The 18,488-nt window shown below is 67.8% G+C and carries 16 protein-coding genes, 1 pseudogene and 1 CRISPR repeat array; of the genes and pseudogenes, 12 read left to right on the top strand and 5 right to left on the bottom strand.

What is annotated here, in order from left to right; all coding sequences use genetic code 11:
• Positions 1-26 precede the first annotated feature (26 nt).
• Positions 27-813: a CRISPR direct-repeat array (repeat unit 37 nt; unit sequence GTTGCGATCCTCGCCCGGCGCGATGGCCGGGCGCAGC).
• A 1,206-nt stretch (positions 814-2,019) separates the two neighbouring features.
• Both AB0M52_RS13820 and AB0M52_RS13815 read left to right on the top strand, forming a co-directional pair.
• A complete protein-coding gene (locus AB0M52_RS13820; protein WP_363953048.1) occupies positions 2,020-2,268 on the top strand; it encodes a hypothetical protein in 249 nt (82 codons plus the stop codon).
• A 27-nt stretch (positions 2,269-2,295) separates the two neighbouring features.
• On the top strand, positions 2,296-3,222 hold the full coding sequence (locus tag AB0M52_RS13815) for a hypothetical protein (protein ID WP_363953046.1): 927 nt from the start codon (positions 2,296-2,298) through the stop codon (positions 3,220-3,222).
• A 71-nt stretch (positions 3,223-3,293) separates the two neighbouring features.
• On the opposite strand, the gene AB0M52_RS13810 is transcribed toward AB0M52_RS13815, so the two are convergent.
• Genes AB0M52_RS13810 through AB0M52_RS13800 form a run of 3 tightly spaced genes read right to left on the bottom strand, consistent with a single transcriptional unit; the run spans position 3,294 to position 6,263 of the window.
• Positions 3,294-3,944, bottom strand: a complete 651-nt coding sequence (locus tag AB0M52_RS13810) for a GNAT family N-acetyltransferase (RefSeq protein WP_363953044.1) — start codon at positions 3,942-3,944, stop codon at positions 3,294-3,296.
• Positions 3,945-3,960: 16 nt separating this feature from the next.
• Positions 3,961-5,454, bottom strand: a complete 1,494-nt coding sequence (locus AB0M52_RS13805) for an APC family permease (RefSeq protein WP_363953042.1) — start codon at positions 5,452-5,454, stop codon at positions 3,961-3,963.
• A gap of 59 nt (positions 5,455-5,513) precedes the next feature.
• Positions 5,514-6,263 (bottom strand): GPP34 family phosphoprotein, encoded by a 750-nt coding sequence (locus tag AB0M52_RS13800; protein ID WP_363953040.1) that lies wholly within the window; start codon positions 6,261-6,263, stop codon positions 5,514-5,516.
• Between the two features lie 77 nt (positions 6,264-6,340).
• On the opposite strand from AB0M52_RS13800, the gene AB0M52_RS13795 reads away from it, so the two are divergent.
• The gene (locus tag AB0M52_RS13795; protein ID WP_363953038.1) at positions 6,341-6,502 is read left to right on the top strand and encodes a hypothetical protein; all 162 of its coding nucleotides are present in this window, start codon (positions 6,341-6,343) and stop codon (positions 6,500-6,502) included.
• Here AB0M52_RS13795 and AB0M52_RS13790 read toward each other — a convergent pair.
• Entirely contained in the window at positions 6,484-6,759 is a 276-nt protein-coding gene (locus AB0M52_RS13790; protein WP_363953036.1) for a hypothetical protein, read from the bottom strand. The genes AB0M52_RS13795 and AB0M52_RS13790 overlap by 19 nt on opposite strands.
• Positions 6,760-8,352: 1,593 nt before the next feature.
• Between AB0M52_RS13790 and AB0M52_RS13785 the strand changes: the two genes are divergently transcribed.
• The gene (locus AB0M52_RS13785; protein ID WP_363953050.1) at positions 8,353-9,519 is read left to right on the top strand and encodes a prolyl oligopeptidase family serine peptidase; all 1,167 of its coding nucleotides are present in this window, start codon (positions 8,353-8,355) and stop codon (positions 9,517-9,519) included.
• Here the strand turns inward: AB0M52_RS13785 and AB0M52_RS13780 are convergent.
• Positions 9,505-10,887, bottom strand: a complete 1,383-nt coding sequence (locus AB0M52_RS13780; RefSeq protein WP_363953034.1) for a helix-turn-helix transcriptional regulator — start codon at positions 10,885-10,887, stop codon at positions 9,505-9,507. The genes AB0M52_RS13785 and AB0M52_RS13780 overlap by 15 nt on opposite strands.
• A 216-nt stretch (positions 10,888-11,103) precedes the next feature.
• Between AB0M52_RS13780 and AB0M52_RS13775 the strand changes: the two genes are divergently transcribed.
• The 8 genes and pseudogenes from AB0M52_RS13775 to AB0M52_RS13740 all read left to right on the top strand — a co-directional run.
• Complete coding sequence (locus AB0M52_RS13775) at positions 11,104-11,901, top strand: methyltransferase domain-containing protein (protein ID WP_363953032.1); 798 nt, start codon at positions 11,104-11,106, stop codon at positions 11,899-11,901.
• Between the two features lie 2 nt (positions 11,902-11,903).
• Positions 11,904-12,827, top strand: a complete 924-nt coding sequence (locus AB0M52_RS13770) for a hypothetical protein (RefSeq protein ID WP_363953030.1) — start codon at positions 11,904-11,906, stop codon at positions 12,825-12,827.
• 26 nt (positions 12,828-12,853) lie between these two features.
• Positions 12,854-13,387 carry a hypothetical protein gene (locus tag AB0M52_RS13765; protein WP_363953028.1) on the top strand — a complete coding sequence of 178 codons (534 nt, stop codon included), beginning with the start codon at positions 12,854-12,856 and terminating at the stop codon, positions 13,385-13,387.
• Positions 13,384-14,571 carry an NUDIX domain-containing protein gene (locus AB0M52_RS13760; RefSeq protein WP_363953026.1) on the top strand — a complete coding sequence of 396 codons (1,188 nt, stop codon included), beginning with the start codon at positions 13,384-13,386 and terminating at the stop codon, positions 14,569-14,571. Before AB0M52_RS13765 ends, AB0M52_RS13760 begins: the two co-directional genes overlap by 4 nt.
• A complete protein-coding gene (locus AB0M52_RS13755) occupies positions 14,568-15,203 on the top strand; it encodes a hypothetical protein (protein ID WP_363953024.1) in 636 nt (211 codons plus the stop codon). Before AB0M52_RS13760 ends, AB0M52_RS13755 begins: the two co-directional genes overlap by 4 nt.
• A 372-nt stretch (positions 15,204-15,575) precedes the next feature.
• Positions 15,576-16,811 carry a methyltransferase, FxLD system gene (gene fxlM, locus AB0M52_RS13750; RefSeq protein ID WP_363953022.1) on the top strand — a complete coding sequence of 412 codons (1,236 nt, stop codon included), beginning with the start codon at positions 15,576-15,578 and terminating at the stop codon, positions 16,809-16,811.
• On the top strand, positions 16,808-17,473 hold the full coding sequence (locus AB0M52_RS13745; RefSeq protein ID WP_363953020.1) for an AAA family ATPase: 666 nt from the start codon (positions 16,808-16,810) through the stop codon (positions 17,471-17,473). Before fxlM ends, AB0M52_RS13745 begins: the two co-directional genes overlap by 4 nt.
• 164 nt (positions 17,474-17,637) lie before the next feature.
• A pseudogene (locus AB0M52_RS13740) lies at positions 17,638-18,488 on the top strand (hypothetical protein); the annotation flags it as partial.

Here is an 18,488-nt window from a genome sequence, read left to right as displayed (position 1 = left end):
GGTCCACATGCCGTCGAGCTTGCGGTGTTGCGATCCTCGCCCGGCGCGATGGCCGGGCGCAGCGCCGGGCCCCGGGCACCGGTCGCGCGCAGGGCCGCGGTGTTGCGATCCTCGCCCGGCGCGATGGCCGGGCGCAGCTCGTGTGAGCTGCACACGCCGGATGGTGGGCGGACGTGGTTGCGATCCTCGCCCGGCGCGATGGCCGGGCGCAGCGCCCCACATCTGTCGGTGCAGGGACCGCGACGGCATGGAGTTGCGATCCTCGCCCGGCGCGATGGCCGGGCGCAGCGCAAGGGCAAGCCGGTCGGCCGGGCGCAAGCCCTGCTGTTGCGATCCTCGCCCGGCGCGATGGCCGGGCGCAGCGCCCGGTCTGCGCGGCCTCCATCCGCTCGCACCGGGCGGTTGCGATCCTCGCCCGGCGCGATGGCCGGGCGCAGCGCCCGAGCGCAGCCGCGCTGAGCGAGATCCGGATGAACGTTGCGATCCTCGCCCGGCGCGATGGCCGGGCGCAGCCGTTTAAGCCGGCCGTCATCAGCCCCGCCGGGTCCGGAGTTGCGATCCTCGCCCGGCGCGATGGCCGGGCGCAGCCGAGCAGCACGGTCGGCGTGCCGTCCAGCAGGGACAGGTTGCGATCCTCGCCCGGCGCGATGGCCGGGCGCAGCCTGGTCATCGACTCGATGACGGCCGAGTGGGACCTCCTGTTGCGATCCTCGCCCGGCGCGATGGCCGGGCGCAGCCCGGCCGACGCAGCTCTACCGGCTCGCGATCGACACCGTGTTGCGATCCTCGCCCGGCGCGATGGCCGGGCGCAGCGGCACGCGAGCAGCAGAGATAGCCATGCGACGATGCGCCCTCAAGCCACCTGTGGCCCGTTTTGTTCATCTGATCCGCATTTCTCGGTTCGGAACCTCCTGAGGTTACCGTGTCCACCAGGGGTTCCTAGATCAACAACATGCCCTTGGGTAGATCTGCCACAGCTTGTTCTATAGCACGGTTGTTCAGGCTTCCACGGAGGAGACAGAGCCGTTCGTTTGACAGAGCCGTCCAGGAAACCGGGGGAAGCTCAAGCCCGCGTCGGGCACCCCTGAGCTGTGCATGTTTGCGCACCTGACTCTGCATCAGAACTCGTACGCCGGCAGGTCCAGCGTGGCTCACCGCCAGCCGCCGGCTGGCCCGCGACTACGAACGCCACCCTGAAATCTCTAAAGGCATCGTCAGGTGGGCCGCCATAGCCGGCATGACCCGCCGTATCACCCGCGGCCGGTCAGCCGACGGCAGGCAAAGCGCACCTTCATCTGGACCTGATCAAGTCCCTCTCAAACACGCTCTGACTGTCAGTATGCGATACGCCGGGCGTATGGGATATCGCGAGTCGGGGCGACCGGGTTCAGCGGTTTCCGAGCCTGAACATGAATTATTACGCTGTGGCGATCGTTTGACTGCGCAAAGTAGAGTGCCAGCACTATGAGGGGCTGCGAGCTCCTGGGAGCTGACGGCCTCACTCCCGTCCGCCGCTGGCGGCGGGGGCGGTTAGTGCCCCCACCGCCGAGCGGCGGACTTCAGGGGGTCTTCCGTGACAGCGGGAGACCCCCACCCCGCTCGCCTGAACCCTTTCGGACCGAGTCGGGGAGCAACCGGCCCACAATCTCACCGAACGTAGTTGTTCGGTTGCATCGGCGGGCGATATGACAAGTACAACGCGTCGGTAGCGGTAACCGCCACACCACGCGGAGGATTTTGACAAATTTCACGCCGATCGGCTGACTGCCGGGCGAGACCCTCAGGGGACGAGTTGATCAATCTCCTAGATCAATTGAAAAATCTTTGACCATTCTGGACAGCGCAGATGCGCGGGTCTGACGCAGTGAGTGCATAGGCTTCAGACAGGCGTACGGCCGAGCGTGGAGCTGGTGACAGTCGGCTCGCGATCCAACCAAGGCCGCCGCCAGCCTGAACCCGCTCGGGCGCCCCGAGGCTCATATGAGCCTCGGGGCGTCCTCTCGTGAAAAGGACCCTGTCGTGGCCGCTGGCACCTGTCTACCTCACCTCGACGGCCGAGCTCGGCACAACCGCACGCTGATCGTGGTGCTGCTCGTCCTGGGCACCTACGGACTGGCTCTGGCCATGCTCCTGCTCGGCTTCGCGGTGGAGGCGTGCGTTCTGACATCGGCGGCGGTCACCGGTGTCGCCGTGCAGGCGACCCGCTCGGCGATGCTACCCAGCCGCACTCTCCGCTCGTATCTGGCGGCCCTGCCGCCGCAGGCTTGACCAGGGGTAGTCGCAATGGGGCGACGCATGAAGCCGATCAGCGACCGCAAACCGGCCAAGCAGCTGGCCTTGAAGCTGCGCGCGCTCAAGGGAGATATCCCGTACGCCCGCATGGCCAAGCAGGTCCACGTCAAACCAAACACGCTGTCCACGATGGCCGACGGCACCTACCGCGGCTGGCCCTGCGTGGAGCAGTTCCTGCGGGCGGTGGAACTGTGCGGAGGCGTGGTCACCGAGGAGGACCGCAGCCAGTGCCGCACTCTGCACAAGATCGCCAAGCAGCTCCACCGCGAGCGAGGCAACACGCCCACCCCCACGTCGGGCGACGTTTCGGCGCAACTGCCGAAAGTCGAGACGGTCGTGCTCGCGCCGCGGGTCGCCGCCGACGACGAGCAGGCCGTCGTCACCTTCACCCGTACCGAGCCGCTCCTGGCATGCCCCCACAGCCTCACCAAGGCGAAGACGGTCCACGACATCATCGCGGCGCTGCTGGACCTCATAGCCGACAAACGCATGGACATCAGGAGCTGGCGGCAGAAATCCACCGCGTGGAACGCAGAGCGCTCGGGCACCCCCGAATGGGAGTTGCTCACCGGTCGCGCCGAGCCGACCCTGCCCGTGGTGCTGTCCATCGTCGGTCAATGCGGTGGCGAAACAGCCGACCTCGCGCGATGGGAACAACAGTGGAACCGCATTGTCCTGCGCGAGCCCCGGTACGTCGGCAGCGCCAAGGCCCCAGAGAAATCCCGCGCGTCGGAGGCCGACGTCGCCATCTCCGACACCGACCCGGTCAGCGACGACGACCTCCAACGCATCCGTGATCACCTCGGCGTCGGCGTGCCAGGACAGGACCGACGACTTCCCCTCTGGCGGCGGATCACCGCTAGAGCCCGATCCGTCCGACGCCTCGCCAAGCGGTCACCTGGGCAGACGCTGAAGCCGCCGGACGAATAAGCCTCCACCCATCCGGCCCCTGCCTCCCGCGGGTTGCGCGGGCCGGATGGGCGCGGCCACAGCGGCGGGGTTCACCAGGTCGGCTGGTGTGCTCTGGTGGGTGGGAACGGGGTTCGGCCGTTGGCATGCGGGGCGCCGCGCCACATGCGCCAGATGATCGGCCCGTCCGTGGGCAGGACGATGGTGGGGCCGGCGGTGTAGTCGTGGCGGAGGTAGAAGCGCCGGTTGCGCATGTTGCTGGCTTCCAGGTACGCGGGCAGGCCGAACTGGTCGAGGCGGCGGTGGTGGTCGGTGAGCAGGGCGGCGCCGATGCCGCGGTTATGGTGTTGCGGGTCGACGGCGAGGTAGGCGAGGTAGTGGTGTGGCTCCTCGGGGTGGAAGGCGTCGAACATCTCTTCCAGGAGCATGAACTTCGGCGCGTAGGTGCCGGCGATGGCCTCCAGCGCGTTGAGTCGTTCCTCGGAGCTGCTGGCCTGGAGGGGTTCGAGGCGGGGATACCAGATGCCGACGGCGGACTGGTCGCCGGTGGTGTAGACCTCGCCGTGTTGCAGGCCATGGTGGAGGGCGTCGCGGAAGTAGCGGTAGTAGACGGTGCGGCGGTCGTCGGGATCGGGGATGAGCCAGTCGGCGAGGGGTCCTTCGTGGAACGCTTCGGCGAGTACGGCGATCAGCGGGCCGGCGTCGGTGCGCGTCGCGGGCCGGACGGTGACGCTGTTGTTCACGACATCTCCTGGATGGTCAGGCTGGTTGGCGAACGGTGTCGGGGGCGCGCAGGGGCCCGGTGTCGCTGTCCGCGCCCAAGCCGACGGCCGCGTAGACGTCGGGGTTAGTGGCGCGCAGGACCAGCGCCCACCCAATGCCGAGCAGTGCCGCAGCGGCGTAGGCGGCGGGAAACGCCCAGCGCAGCGGCGAGTCGGGTGCGACGCCGAGCAGGGTGTCGAACTCGCGCAGCGTGACGGTGAGGATCCCGCCCAGCGCGAGCGTGGCACCAAGGGGCGCTATCAGCGACCGCCACGGTCCTTCGGCGTGGGTGGTTCGAGCGAAGAAGCCGATCACAGCGGCGGAGGTGACGGTCATCAGGATCAGCACGCCGAGGCCGCCGGTGACGGTGATCCAGAAGAACAGGTGCACGATCGGGTCCGCCCCGGCGAGGGCGTAGCCGACGAGCACGGCGAGCGCGAGGCCGCTCTGGACGAGAGAGCCGACCTTGGGTGCGCCCGTGCGGCGGCTGGTGCGGCCGAACACGGCGGGCAGCACCCGTTCCCGGCCGAGCGCGAACAGGTACCGGGCCACCGTGTGGTGAAAGCTGAGCAGCGCGGCGAACAGACTGGTGATGAACAGGATCCGGGCGACGGTGATGATGCTGTCGGCCAGGTACGGGGACACCAGGTTGAAGATCAAATCAGTGCCGTCGGTACGCGCGGCCTCCACGATGCGGTCCGGGCCCGTGGCCACGGACATCGCCCAGGCCGACAGCCCATACAGCAGGCCGGTCACGGCCACTGCGATGTACGTGGCGCGGGCGATGGTGCGCTTCGGGTCCTTCGTCTCCTCGGAGAACACGACGGTTCCTTCGAAGCCGACGAACCCGGTGATCGCGGTGACCAGCGCCGCGCCGATACCGGCGGCGAACACGTGCGACGGGGCAAGGGTGTCGAAGCTGACCTGACCGTCGGCCGGGTGGGTCACCATGACGGCATCGAAGATCAGCGCGACAGCGCATTCGGCGACGAGCACCACGGCGAGAACGCGCCCGTTGAGGTCGATCCGGGCGACCCCGAGCACCGCGACGACGGCCCACACGGCGAGGGCGCACATCCACCAGGTGAGGGCGAAACCGTACCGGTCGTTCAGGAACTGGGCCGTGACGGCGCCGGCCCCGCCGTAGAGCCCGATCTGCATCGCGTTATAGGCCAGCAGCGCGACCATGGCGGCGCCGACACCCGCCGGGCGGCCGAGGCCACGGGTGACGTACGTGTAGAAGGCACCCGCGTTGACGATCCGCCGGGACATGGCCACGTAGCCGACCGCGAACAGGGCGAGCACGGCCGCGACGACCAGGTAGGACACGGGGATGCCAGTCACGCCGGTGACCGCGTAGCCGGTGGTCGCGCCGCCCGCGACGACGGTGAGCGGTGCGGCGGCGGCGATGACGAAAAACACCACCGACGGGATGCCGAGCCGCCCACGCGCGAGGACGGCGGACACGGTGTCAGGTTTCGAGTGAGGCATCGGCTCTCTCTCAGCGAAAGGGGTGGTGGGGATGGGCCGCGCTCAGCAGGCGCGGTGGTTCAGGTGGTGCGGTGGCTCAGCACGGCACCGCCGACGACGGCACCAAGATCAGCCAGGAGATCCCGCAGCGGCGGGTGCGCCTGCTCGACCTGCTGACGCAGAAACGCGCGGACGGCGAGGGGTGTGCCGTCGAGCAGGATCGGATCGAGCTGGGTGTGCATCGCCAGACCAGCGAGGGCCGTGTCGAAAGCGTTGAGCTGCTGGTAGTTGCGGAGTTGGAAGGACAGCCGAGCCCACGACCAGGCGGCGGTGTTCATGTCAGTGGGGACGTAGACAGTGCGTTGGCGCCACAGCCGGCCAACCTGGTGGGTTTGGAGGAGTCCGAGCTGCCACATGCGGGTGGCCACCTGCTCGTAGGCGGTCGTACCGAGAAACGCCAACCACGTCCGGGTCGCGGTATGGCGCGGTTCGGCGACCAGCCGGTCGAGGACCAGATGCTGCAGCCAATCCTTCGGCGGGAAGGCGTTGGTCACCCGCACGTGCCGGCCCTTGAAGGTGATCCGGCCTTCCCCGTACAGCTCGGCCAGCAACGCGGCGGCCAGGCCGTGGGCCGTCGCGGAGTCGAACAGGCGGGGGCGGCCGGTCTGGTCGTCGTGCGCCAGGTAGAAGAACTCGTCCGCAAGACGGGTGCTGGTGTGCGCGGCGGCACTACCGACGGCCCGTACCGGCCGGGTCGGCTCCACCAGTTCGGCGTACTCACGTACGGGCGGGATGTGTTCGTCGGCGGCGCCGTGAGGTGTGGGGTTCACCGCGGCTGGCCTTCCTGAATCGATGGGTCAACGGGGGTCGAAAGACCGAGCTGCCGGAGAAGCACACGGCCACCCGGATGGCGAGCGAGTTCCTCAACCGCCCAGGCGTGTTGCCCGCATCCGTCGTCCTGGCAGTGGAAGCAGGTGCCGCCGTCGCGGTGCTGAAGCACCGTGTTACGCGCGGACTCGAAGCGATCTACCGGGCGATCGCCTTCCTCGGTCAGGACGCGGACACCTGACGGCGTAGCGCCGCGATGGCGACCCGTACCTCCATGCACGGCGGATGCCGGTCGACGTGCGGGTACTCGCACTCGGGCCGGTGGCCCAGCACCCACACCCACTCGTCGCCACGGTTCGGCAGATCACGGACGCTTACCACCGTGACGGCCACCGCCGTGCCGGGGGTGAGATCACGGCCGTACGACCATTCATCCGGTTGGAGCCGCATCGGCGTGCCCGCCGCTACCCCGGGCAGCGGCTGACGGCTGCTATACACGCCCACGCCCCCGCAGCCGCCACCAGCAGCGACGGCCCCTGGCCGGGGCCGGCGGGCCGAGGTTCGCCCAGAACGCTCGATTGCGCCGGGCCAGGTCGGTTGGCGATACGCCGTCATCGCCGCCCTGGCCACCGAGCACGGATCCTCCACGGCCGGCGTAACGCGTGGCCGAGCCCTCGCGGTCGATACCGAACGGGTTGAACGGTTGCTCCCTGGCGGGGACGAACCATTTGACACGCACTGCTATACCTCCATGTGGCGAGCACGGCCACCGCCCTTCCGTGCTCAGAGCTGCCGTTGCGCCACTCGCGCCGGACCGCGTGGCCCCCTCGCGCGTCCATGACGGGGCACGAGTCCACGCGGCGGCTGCCCGAGTAGCTAGCCAGCGCCCCAACTTTTGCCCGAATATCAGGCGCGAGGCGGTCGGACGGATTACTGCGGACGGCATGAGGAACGCGCCTCCTTCAACGAAATGCAAGTAGCTGCTGACAGACGGCGACCGCCAGCAGATAAAGCCAGTCCCGGAACCCGCAGGTGCCGGGCTAGTGCCCTGGCGATAGCCATCCCGCGCTAACCCCTCTAATTGCGTCGCGCCCGGTCAGAAGCTCGCGATCTTTCAGCCGAGCATCGATGACCGAGTAACCCATCCGCCTGGGGAATGGTCGCTCGGATTGAATGCGCGGTCGATACCGGCAATGCGGACGGAGGCAGTTGTCCGCATCAAAGTTGCGGTCCAAGTAGGGGCCCGACCGATGGGCAGCTGGGACAGGGCACTAAGCGGAAGGGCTGGAGGGTTTGGGCGTACAGTCGGCCCCACGCGAGGTCTCGCATGAGGTCCGCAATGCGGGGGCCTCGGGAGCCTCTGGTGTCCGTCGCCACGCGGACGCCGGTTGACGAGGGCCGCTGGCGGTGGCTACGGCACAGAGTTTGTTCAGGGAGGCGCCCGTGAGATTGGCGGATAGCATCGCCGCGGTCTCGGTGGCGGACGCCATCCGCGCCTCTGTGAGCTATGACCAGCTCCGCGCCTTGGACGGCTCGCTGTATTGGCTGGAGACTCGTCCCGACGCCGGTGGTGTCGCGACTCTGACCCGCTGGAGACGGGACGAGGGCACGCGTGACATCAGCCCCGAAGGTTTCGACGTCACCAACGACGTTCACGCATACGGTGGCGGATCGTTCGCTGTCGCGCAGGGGGCCCATTGGTGCGTCGGTGCAGGTGGCCTTTACCGGAGTCGTCGTCATAGCGACGAACTCGGACTGGTCAGTCCGGTATCGGTGGGAGACCTGACCGTCGGCGACGGTGAGCTGCTAGCGGTGCGGGAGACAGAGCGTGGAGACGAACTGGTTGCGGTGCCGCTCACCGGCTCACCGCGGCTGCGCACTCTCGTCGCGAACAGGGCTTTCCTGAGTGCGCCTCGACCGGGGCCGGGCTTGTTGGCCTGGTCCGCTTGGGGCGAGCGCGACATGCCCTGGGACGCCTGTGAGCTGTGGGTCGCCTCGTATTCGCCTCAGGGGCACATCGAGAGCCCGGTAAAGGTTGCCGGCGGCCGGGGCGAGTCGGTGGTTGAGCCCAGGTGGGGGCCCGACGGAGCGTTGTACTTCGTGTCGGATCGCGGCGGCTGGTGGAACCTGTTCCGGTGGGATGGCCACAACGTCGAGGCGGTGGCGCCTATCGCGGGTGAGTGCGCCGCGGAGCCGTGGGAACTGGGCTACGCGTCCTATGACTTTCTTGACGATGGACGGATCGTCGTGGCGGTACAGGAAGGCCCTCGGCACCGACTGGTCGTCATCGACCCTCGGGGCTCGGTTTGCCCTGTCGATCTCCCGTACACATCGATCAAGCCCTACCTGGCCGCGCAAGGAACGACCGTCGGTTTGATCGGCTCGTCGCCGACGGCTGCGCCGCAGGTCGCGTTGGTGCACCTGGCTGATGGCAATCCGCGGGTGGAGGTGCTCGCAAAATCAGAGCACGCCGCACTCTCCGGAGCCCCGGTGTCGACGCCAACGGAGCTACGGGTCCAGGCTGCAGGTGGCCGCGAGGTGTTGGCCCTCGTGTATCCGCCGACGGGCTCGACGGCGGACTGGCGGGCACCCGTGATCGTTCGGGCCCACCCTGGGCCGACCGCCTCCTGCCTGCTACGCCTGGACTGGCAGGCGCAATTCTTCACCAGCCGAGGGTTCGCCGTCGTAGACGTCGACTACCTCGGCAGCACCGGCTACGGCCGCGCCTTTCGCGAATCCCTGTATGGCCGGTGGGGTTTGGATGACGTCGATGACTGCACGACAGTGGCGACCCACCTCTTGTCGGCAGGACGGGCGATACCGGGCCGGATTTTCGTTCGTGGCGCCAGCGCTGGGGGATACACCGCGCTGCACGCGGTTGCGCAGAATGGCCCGTTCGCCGCTGCCACTGCCGTGTCAGCGATCGTCGATCCAGATCGGTGGGCAGAGACTGTGCCACGGTTCCAGCGTGCACATGCCCTGCGGCTGCGCGGCGGTGCCGGACGGGTCCGGGCCGCCGCCGTCCAACGACCTGTGCTGTTCATTCACGGCACCGCCGATGACGTGGCCGTGGTCGAGGACGTCCGAGTACTCGCCGGCCAGTTGGCGGCTCGCGATGTGCCCCACCAACTGCTGCTTCTTCCCGATGTCGGTCACTACGTGGCGACGTCTGCAGAGGCGGGCACGGCGTTGGAGGCGGAACTGGCTCACTACCGCGCGGTGATGACGGCCGCGGCGAACGATTCACACCGCTGCTAGCGGCAGCTGATGCCGGACGTACTCGCCGAACTCGCGAACCTCCGGTTCGCACCGGTAGGGCTCAAGGTCGGCCTGCACCTCGACGATGCGCTGCAAGCAGCGGTGCGAGGAGGTCCTCGCGGCGTGATCCACCGCTTCCCGAGCGGTCGCGCACGCTTCATCGATGTGTCCGGCGGCAGCCAGCGACGACGCCAGGAGTGCGGTGTCGATAGCGACTCGGCGGACGTGGGTGGGGCTCAGCGCGGCGAGAGCGTCACTCAGGTGCCGTTGGGTTTGCTGTGGTCTGCCCAAATCGTGAAAGCAGTGCGCGATCTCATCAGCCAAATACGCCGGGGTGAGGTAGCGGATCCAGGTCGGTTCATCATCGGGCCTGCTGTGGCCCAGTTGCCTCTCTGCGACGTCGAGGTGGGCCAGGCAGTCGCGTTCGTGTCCGAGGCGGGCGTGCGCGCGTGCTACCACGGCGTGCAGTGCGGCACACACGGCTGGCGTCGCCTGGGTTTCACTTCCTCTTACCGCCGTGAGCGTCATCCGTAGCGCCGGTTCGGCGTAACCGCAGTGCAGCGCCAGGTGGCCGATGTTGACGGCGAGCAGGTAGCTGCCGTAGAGGCGGTCGTCGGCGGCCTGTGTCAGCCTCAGTGCGCGTAGGTAGCGGCGCTGGGCGAGACCATGGGCGCCGGTGTCAACGGCCTGGTAGCCGCACAGCTCGAAGAACCCCGCCGCGAGCGTGTAGAGGCGCCGGCCGATGGCCTCCGAGGCGGGGCTGTTCGCGAGCAGCCGGTTCAGCTCGCCTTCGACGTATCGCTGCACCTGGGCATGGACTCGTCCGGCGCCGTGGGTGTGGTCCAGCTGCCGAAACATCGCGAGGGCGGTCTCGGCGGAGAAGAGCGTCTCCTCGGTGACCCCGTCAGGCGAACTGGATCGTTGGGTCACGGGCCGAGGGTGAGCGGCCGGAGTGTTCAGCCAGTCCAGGGCAGCGCGGTCGAGGACACCTGGCTGGAACGGAACCCGGATGACCATGTCAGCCAACGACGCCGACGCTGGCGACGGCACGAGGCTGCTGACACCGATTTGGCTGCCCGGCGAGGCGGTTGCAGGCTTGCCCTCCCTGTTCCGCCTCTTCTCGAGCAGCGGTAGCAGCCGCATCAAGGCACCGTCAGTCGCCATCGCCTTGTCGCAGGCCTCGACGAACTCCCGAGACGGGAAACGGTCTGCCGTCTCGACCCGACGAACTAGGTCGGCACTGAAGCGGATCATGGCGCCCAGCCGTGCCTGCGAAAGGTTGGCCTGCTCCCGCAACCGACGTAGCTCAGCGCCGAAGAAGTGGCGCTCGGACAGGGACGGCTCGAGTTCTCGCGGGGTCTGGCCCATGACACCGCCTCCTCAGGCCGTTGTTTCCGATCACCATCAAGCCACGCAGACATCACGCACGCATAGGGTCACTCGCCGACCAGTGGGGCGCAACCACCATCGACCATGCGCGCGTCGATGAGGGTACGGACGCCCGTGGAAACGGGGCATGCGGACAACCATTCCGTCCGCATCTCCAGCATTCAATCCGGCGACTATGGCAGTGAGGGTTGGAGAATGACGACAACCCACGGCGGAGTCACTGAGATCGACTACGGCGCCATGATCCGCGCGTTGAACCAGGTGCACTACGCGGGTGAGACGTCGTTCTACAGCACCGCACCGCTACGCCGGTGTGAAGAGAGGCTCTACCACAAGTTCGGCGTCGGCACGCGGATCCTCGACGTAGGGTGCGGCGCAGGTCGCGTGACACGGGCGATCAGCCGTCTCGGCGGCAGCATCGTCGGCGTCGACATCAACGAGGCGGCCTTGGCCGCGGCCCGTGCCGGATGCCCGAACGGCACTTTCGTGCACGGCAGCATGAATGCACTACCGCTACCAGCCGACAGCTTCGACCAGGTGTGGTGTCTCCGCTTCTCGTTCAACGCGCTGGCAACCGAGGCGGAGCGATTGGAGGCCCTGAGCGAACTGTGGCGGGTGTGCGCCCCGGGCGGCACCGTCCTCGTGGAGACGTTCAACTGGCACTACGCCGGCAGGTTCTGGCTTGTCCGCATTGCCAACATCCTGGATCTGTCTGCACGCGCCGCCCGATGGCATGGCCAGGGTCGCACCGGGTCACGGCCGTTGCCCGCCCGCGACATCATCTATCTCGCCAACAAGGCCAGCGCTGCGTCTCCCGGCTTTGCCCACCTCACCACCTCTCGCGAGCTGTACCTCCTCACGGCGGCCTGCGGCATCCGGAAGCACGCGACGGTGACCTCCGATGACGGTGTCCTCTCGACACCGTCGCCCCCGTTACGCGGCAGGCACCGTCGGTACTCCATGTGGCTTGTCCTCCGCAAGCCTCCGGAGTAACGATGAGACTTCTGAGAATCGACAACCGCGCGCTGGAGATGCGCCTCGCGGAGTCGGCGCCTCCGTCGCTGCGGCATTTCGTCGCCCGGCTCACCCTTGAAGACCACACGACGACGGTGGCGACCCAGGTCATGCACGTGCGCGGTGGGCGGCGGACCCGGTTGACCGTCAACCCGCACGTTGGTGAAGTCCTGCTCGAACTCGCTGCGACTGGGTCCGGCTGTCAGGCCACCTTGGAGATCGGGACACTGCAGGCTGCGGCTCGGTCCATGGCGGCCATGAGCGGTGGGGAGCTGGCACTTCTGCACGGCAGCGCGGTGACCACCGACGGGGGAAGGTCCGCCATCGGAGTGCTGGACGGCGGCCGCGGCCAGGGCAAGACCTCTCTGGCGTTAGGCATCGCCGCGCGTGGAGGCAGTCTCATTGTCGACGAGTTCGCCTTCACCGTCTTTCGCGGTGGTCAGCCCTGCGTCGTGCCGATGCCCACTCTGCCCTGGCATCTACGAGCCGACATGGCACCTCTGCTGGTTCCCCGCGCCGCCACGCGTCTCCTCTATCCAGAGGATCTTCCCGCTGCAGCGCTGAACGAGAGCCGGCCAGTGCCGCTGACCCTCATCGTCATTCCGGATCACGGCCTTCGAGCGGGCGAGTTACGCGAGTCAGCTGGCCTCGCAGGCCGTAACCTACTGCGTGCCGCCGTGACCGATCATGAAGCCAAGCTGCGCGACCCAAGGCTCGATCACGTCTCTATCTTCTCCTCGCCTGACGATGTCAACATCGGTGACAGCCTCGACGGAGCCAGCCGGGACGAGAGAACCCTCGACATGCTGGCCACTGTTCCGATCATCCGCCTCGGCATCGGCCGACCACATGATCTGCCCGCGAGCGTCACATCGGCGATTCGCCGGATAGCGGAAGCAAACTGATGCGACCACCCCATACCACTCCCCCGATGTTGCTGCTTGCCGGCACCAGCGAGGCGGGAAAATCGAGCGCCGGCGAGTACCTGGCCGCGCTGGGCGCCCATCGGGTCAAAATCCGGACAGTCCTTGTACGACTCGCCTCGGGACGGGAGACGTACCACGAGGGCGTGCGGACGCGGGAGGGTTTCGAGCATGACGAGTTCATCGCCAAATTGCTCGAAAGCAGCGGCGAAACGCCGCTGGCAGTCGAAAGCTTCATTGACGTCGCCCTCGCCACCACCGTGAAGCGGACGTGGCCAGCGCGATGCGCGATCATGTTCATCACCGCACCGCTGCCCGTACGAGTCAGGCGCCTGGCCGAGGCAAGAGGGATAAGTGCCGCTCAGGCTCGGCGAATAATCCGCAGCAAGGACGACCGCAAGCGAGTACACGAACAGCTCCCCACCTGGCGCGTCATCACCGACCACTGGATCGACAACAGCGCCGACATCGTCACCTTCAGGACTCGTCTGCGCGACGCGTTCGACTCCATCCAGACAGCCCCGGGAGGCACCACGCCATGATCCGTCGATACGCCTCCGCCGGTGCCGTCGTCACGACCGGCAGCCTGAGTGCCCCGGATTTCCTGCTCCTCGATCAGGTCCGCAAGACCGGCGAACGACAGACCGTCGCTCCGAAAGGCCGCCTGGAACGGGGCGAAGCACCGCTTCGGGCAGCCCAGCGGGAAGTGGCCGAGGAAGCCGGCCTGGCCGACACGCACTTCAGCGCGTACCTCGGGCAGGAGGCGTACACGTTCACCGACAACGACGGCGCACCCGCTGCGAAGACCGTCGACTGGTTCCTCTTCACGGCTACGACCACCGCCACCACCCCGGCCGAAGACGAAGGCTTCGTCGAAGCCCGCTGGCTCGACGCCCCCGCCGCTCGACAGGCTGCCAGTCACGCCCAGTTCCAGCAGGTACTTGATCGTGCTCTCGCCGTGATCGCGTGGCGCGCCGCCCGGCCCTTGCCGTTCAGCCAAGACCTCAGCCACCTGGTCACCCAGGTGGCAGCAGAGGCTCAGGCCGCCCTCGCCGGGTACCCGGAAGCCGGGGTAGGGCTGTGCGGATCCGCCGCACGCGGCGACTTCGTCGACGGCTGGAGCGATGTCGACTTCGTCGCCTGGAACCTGCCCGCGACTTCACCAGCGGCGACGAAGCTCGACGAGACCGTCGCCAAGGTCTCGCGCCGCTACGGTCAGCGGGCGTCGCTGCGCCTGGCCGACGCCCACGGACGCGACGCTCGCCAACGCGGCGACCTGTACGACATGAAGATGCGTGCTGTGCTGCGCCGAGTCGGGCTCGACACCGCCGTGATCACAGGCCTCGCCCCCGCATCCACCGTCACCGCGGAAGTCACTGATCTCGCCGGCGACATTGCCGCGCTGCGCGAATTCGCCCTCGTCCGTCCCACCTCGGGCCGCGATCCCGCATCCGGACGCGAGGACGCGCGCCGGGTTCTGTCCGTACTGTCGAACGCCGCCCGACTGCTAGTCACGCACCGGGATCCGAACGCGTCCCTACGGCTTCCCGAGGTGGCGGAAGCCCTGCGTAACTCCGACGGTCAGCTGAGCACGCTGCTGAGCGACTACGACGCCTACCGCCGTGCCGGCGCCAGCGAAATCGAACCGGCAGAACGGCTCGCCGCGCACGTACCGAACGCCCTCATGGCAGCACAACGACTCGTTGAAGAGCCCGTCCAGCCATGATCCTCTTCGTCGACGGGATCGATGGCAGCGGAAAGTCCACCCTCATCCGGCACCTCGCCGACGCACTCACCTACGCCGGCACACAGGCATACATCGCAGAGCCGCTCTGGCGATACCTCGCACCCATCACCGCCCCCGAACAGTTCGGCCCCTGGGTGACGAGCAACAGCGGACTGAACGTTGCCGTAGCACTCGTGACCGCGATGGCCGACCGGGTCAACAATCTCCGTGGGGAGAACGAAGGGCAACCTCACGTGCATCTGGTTGACCGGGGGCCGAAGACCGTCTACGCCTCCGCCTGCGCGCACGCCGGAGAGCAATGCGGAGAGCTTGGACCCGTCCGGGCACTTCTCGCCGACGCTGTCCGAGTACTCCAGGTCGCCCAGTCCTGCATGGCGGTCGAACTCAGCGCCGGTGCAGCACTCGATGTCGCCTTGCCGCGCATCGAATCGTCTCAGACCGTGACGCCGAGATACCGGAAGTACCTACAAGCATTCTCGGAGGCGATGGACGCCGAGTCAGATTTGCCCGGACTGCCAGCGCAGCGGCTAGACCCTTCCGCCCCAGTCAATCAAAACTGCCTGGCGACTCTCGACGCTCTCCGGAGCATGTCAACCCACCATGGTGCGTAGTTCCCGACCGAGGGTCCGAGGTGCGTGCGACGGTGCGGACCTACATCGCAACACTCTGCTGGCTTGACTGAGCGGCGGCTCCGCTCAGCCCGCCTCAAGGAACTCCGAGTGGGAGTCATAGACGTCCGCTTATCGGCCCACGGCCAAAGCCGAGAGTGCGGCTGGGCCAGCAGAGCCTACGCAACGTCGCCTACTCAAGCACCGCCTGAGACGAGGACCCAGGCCGGTCGAGAGGCCGCTCAGCGAAGCCCCGATGCTTTCCAGGGCAGAAGTGGCTGTGCAGGATCCAGCGATCTACCCAATTTGTCGCATGCGCCCGATATCGTCGCCGCGCGCATCCCCGCGCTGACGCCCACCGATGGAGGTCAGATCATGGCTGGTTCCGCGCTCGACACCAGTCCTGCCGACGAGGCTCGTGCCCGGCTCGTCGACCGGCTACTCGCCGACGGTGGGATCACGTCACCATCGGTGGAGGCGGCGTTTCGCCGGGTGCCACGACATCTTTTCGCGCCCGACGGTGTCAGCGTCGACGCCGCGTACGCCGATGACGTGGTCATCACCAAACGCGGCCCGGATGGACGCGCGACGAGTTCGATCTCCGCGCCGTGGCTGCAAGCCGTGATGCTGCACGCCGCCCGCCTACGCCCCGGCGCGCGAGTGCTGGAGATCGGCTCCGGGGGCTACAACGCCGCGCTGATCGCCGAGGTTGTCGGCCCGTACGGGAGGGTCACCAGCATCGACATCGACCCCGACATCATAGCTCACGCCCGCCGCGCCCTTGACACCGCCGGCTACCCGCACGTCCAGGTCGCCACGGCGGACGCGGAGAACGGCTGTCCCGCCGCCGCACCGTACGACGCGATCCTTGTCACCGTCGAAGCCAGCGACATCCCACCCGCCTGGACCGACCAACTCGCCCCCGACGGTGCCCTCGTCGTGCCACTACGGATGCGCGGCAACACTCGATGCCTCACCCTCACCCGCGACAACGAGCACTTCACCGCCACCGACGCGTTCGTCTGCGGCTTCGTACCCATGCAAGGCGCCAGCGCCCACCCCGCCAACCGGCAATCCCTGCGCGGCGATGACGTCACCCTACGCGTCGACGACCTCGATACCCGGGCCCTGGATTTCGGCGCCCTGACCGCCGCCCTGAACGGGACACCGGTTGACGCCTGGTCGCCGGTGACCACTCCGCCCGCGACACCCTTCGACTCGCTGTATCTGTGGCTGGCCAGCCAACCCCACCCCTGCGGGCTACTCGCCGCCGACCGCCACCGCGCGGCGGACATGAACCCGCAGAACTGGGTCGCCTGCCCCGCCCTCCTCACCAGCGACAGCATCGCCTACCTGACCATCCGCAAACTCGACGACACCACCTGGCAGTTCGGCGCCCGCGGCTACGGACCCCACGCCGCCCCGCTCACCCAACACATGCTCGACCTCATCACCGCCTGGGACCGCCACCACCGCCACGGCCCCGGCCCACACATCGCCGTCTACCCGAACGGGACGATCCCGCCACTCACCCAACAGCCGTGCCTACTCGCCGCCCGCCACCACACCACCACCGCGATCACCTGGACCACCCCCGGAAGCCCCACATGAGCACCGACCCCGCCCTCGTGATCGTGCGCGGAAACTCGGGCAGCGGGAAGACAACCGCCGCCCGGGAGGCTCGCCGCCGCTATGGGCGTGGGGTCGCCCTGCTGGAGCAGGACTACCTGCGCCGAACTGTTCTCAGGGAACACGACAGCGCTCACATCGACCCGGTCGCACCGGCGTTCATCACCGCCACCGCGCGCACTGCCCTCGACCTGGGCTACCACGTCATCCTGGAAGGCATCCTGCACACCGAACGGTACGCCGAGGCGTTATATCAGCTCATCAACAACCACCGTGGGCCGGTCGCCGTCTTCTATATCGATGTGTCTTTCGAAGAGACTGTCCGCCGCCACCTCAGCCGATCCGAGCCCATCCCGTTTACCGCCAACGAGATGCGCCAGTGGTACAGCCACCGCGACCTGCTTGGCTTTCCCGGCGAGACGGTCATCCCCGAGACGAGCACCTTCGAGCAGACTGTCGCCACCATCCTGCACGCCAGCGGCCTCACCAGCGCCACACCGCAGACGCCTTGCCCACGACGCTGCCACCGCTGCGCCCGCGAACCGACCAAACAGCCGCCGCCGCAGCCGTGGCTCCTTGACGCCGCACACGGACCCACGCCGCACGGCAACACTGTCGTCGGGCCTTCCCCACTCGCACCTTGAGCTGGTGACCGGCCAGCCCACCGCGCCGCTGCCCCGAGGCGGCTGCCTCCCCTACCAACTCGACCTCTGATAACCCACTCCCGGTCAGGCCTCGAATCGAGACAACCCCCCAATGCCCGCCACCGACGCGCCACGCCGCAGGCCCCTTCCCGGAGGAAGTACCGATGACCAGCAGCGCCCACACAGATGCCGGGATCGACCACGCCGGAAGACTGACGATCATTGCAGCGCAGCCGCCGGTGACCTGCGACCCAGCGGTCCACGGCGCGGCGATCCGCGACCTGATACGCCATGCCCACGCACAAGACACCCGCCTGATGAACTTCCCCGAAGGTGCCCCGTCCGGCCACGACGGACAAGGCAGGCAACGCTATGCAGGCTGGGACGTCGATATGGCAACCGTGCGCCACGAACTGGACGTCATCCGTCCCCTTGCCGCCGACCTCGGCCTGTGGGTCATCCTGCACAGCAACCACCGCCTCAGCAGCGGGCACCGCCCCCACAACAGCCCTACGCCCTATCCGACCGAGGCGACATCGTCGACCACTACGACAAGCGCTACCTCTCCCACAGCGAGATCACCGACTACTACGCTCCCGGCACCGCCTCCACCACTATCGACATTGGCGGCTACCGGTTTGGGCCTGCACTCTGCATCGAAATCAACTTTCCGGAGGTGTTCCTCGACTACCTCCTCTTCGACGTGGTCACGAGCGGGCACGCCGCAACGACGAACGAGTGGATCAGCGTCTCCGTCCAGGCCCAATGCAGCCCCGCCCTGCCCGCCGAAATCATCGACCCCGCACGGCGTCTGGCTCAGTCACTGCGCCGCCGACGGCGGCATCGACTTCACGTGCGTCACTCTCGACCGCCGCGCGCCCGAGCTGGGCGTCGCGCTGCACGCCGCTCAGCCGTGGCGGGCGACCGCCCGCGACGAGGCCATCTACCAACGACGGTATGAAAGTTTTGGCCCGTTCAGGAGCCGTGGACGGGTGCGTGATTTCCCTGTTCGCGG

Source organism: Micromonospora sp. NPDC051296, assembly GCF_040682255.1.
GTDB lineage: Bacteria > Actinomycetota > Actinomycetes > Mycobacteriales > Micromonosporaceae > Micromonospora > Micromonospora craterilacus.
The sequence above is the reverse complement of the archived record's forward strand: the minus strand, read 5'-3'. Positions and strand labels throughout refer to the sequence as shown.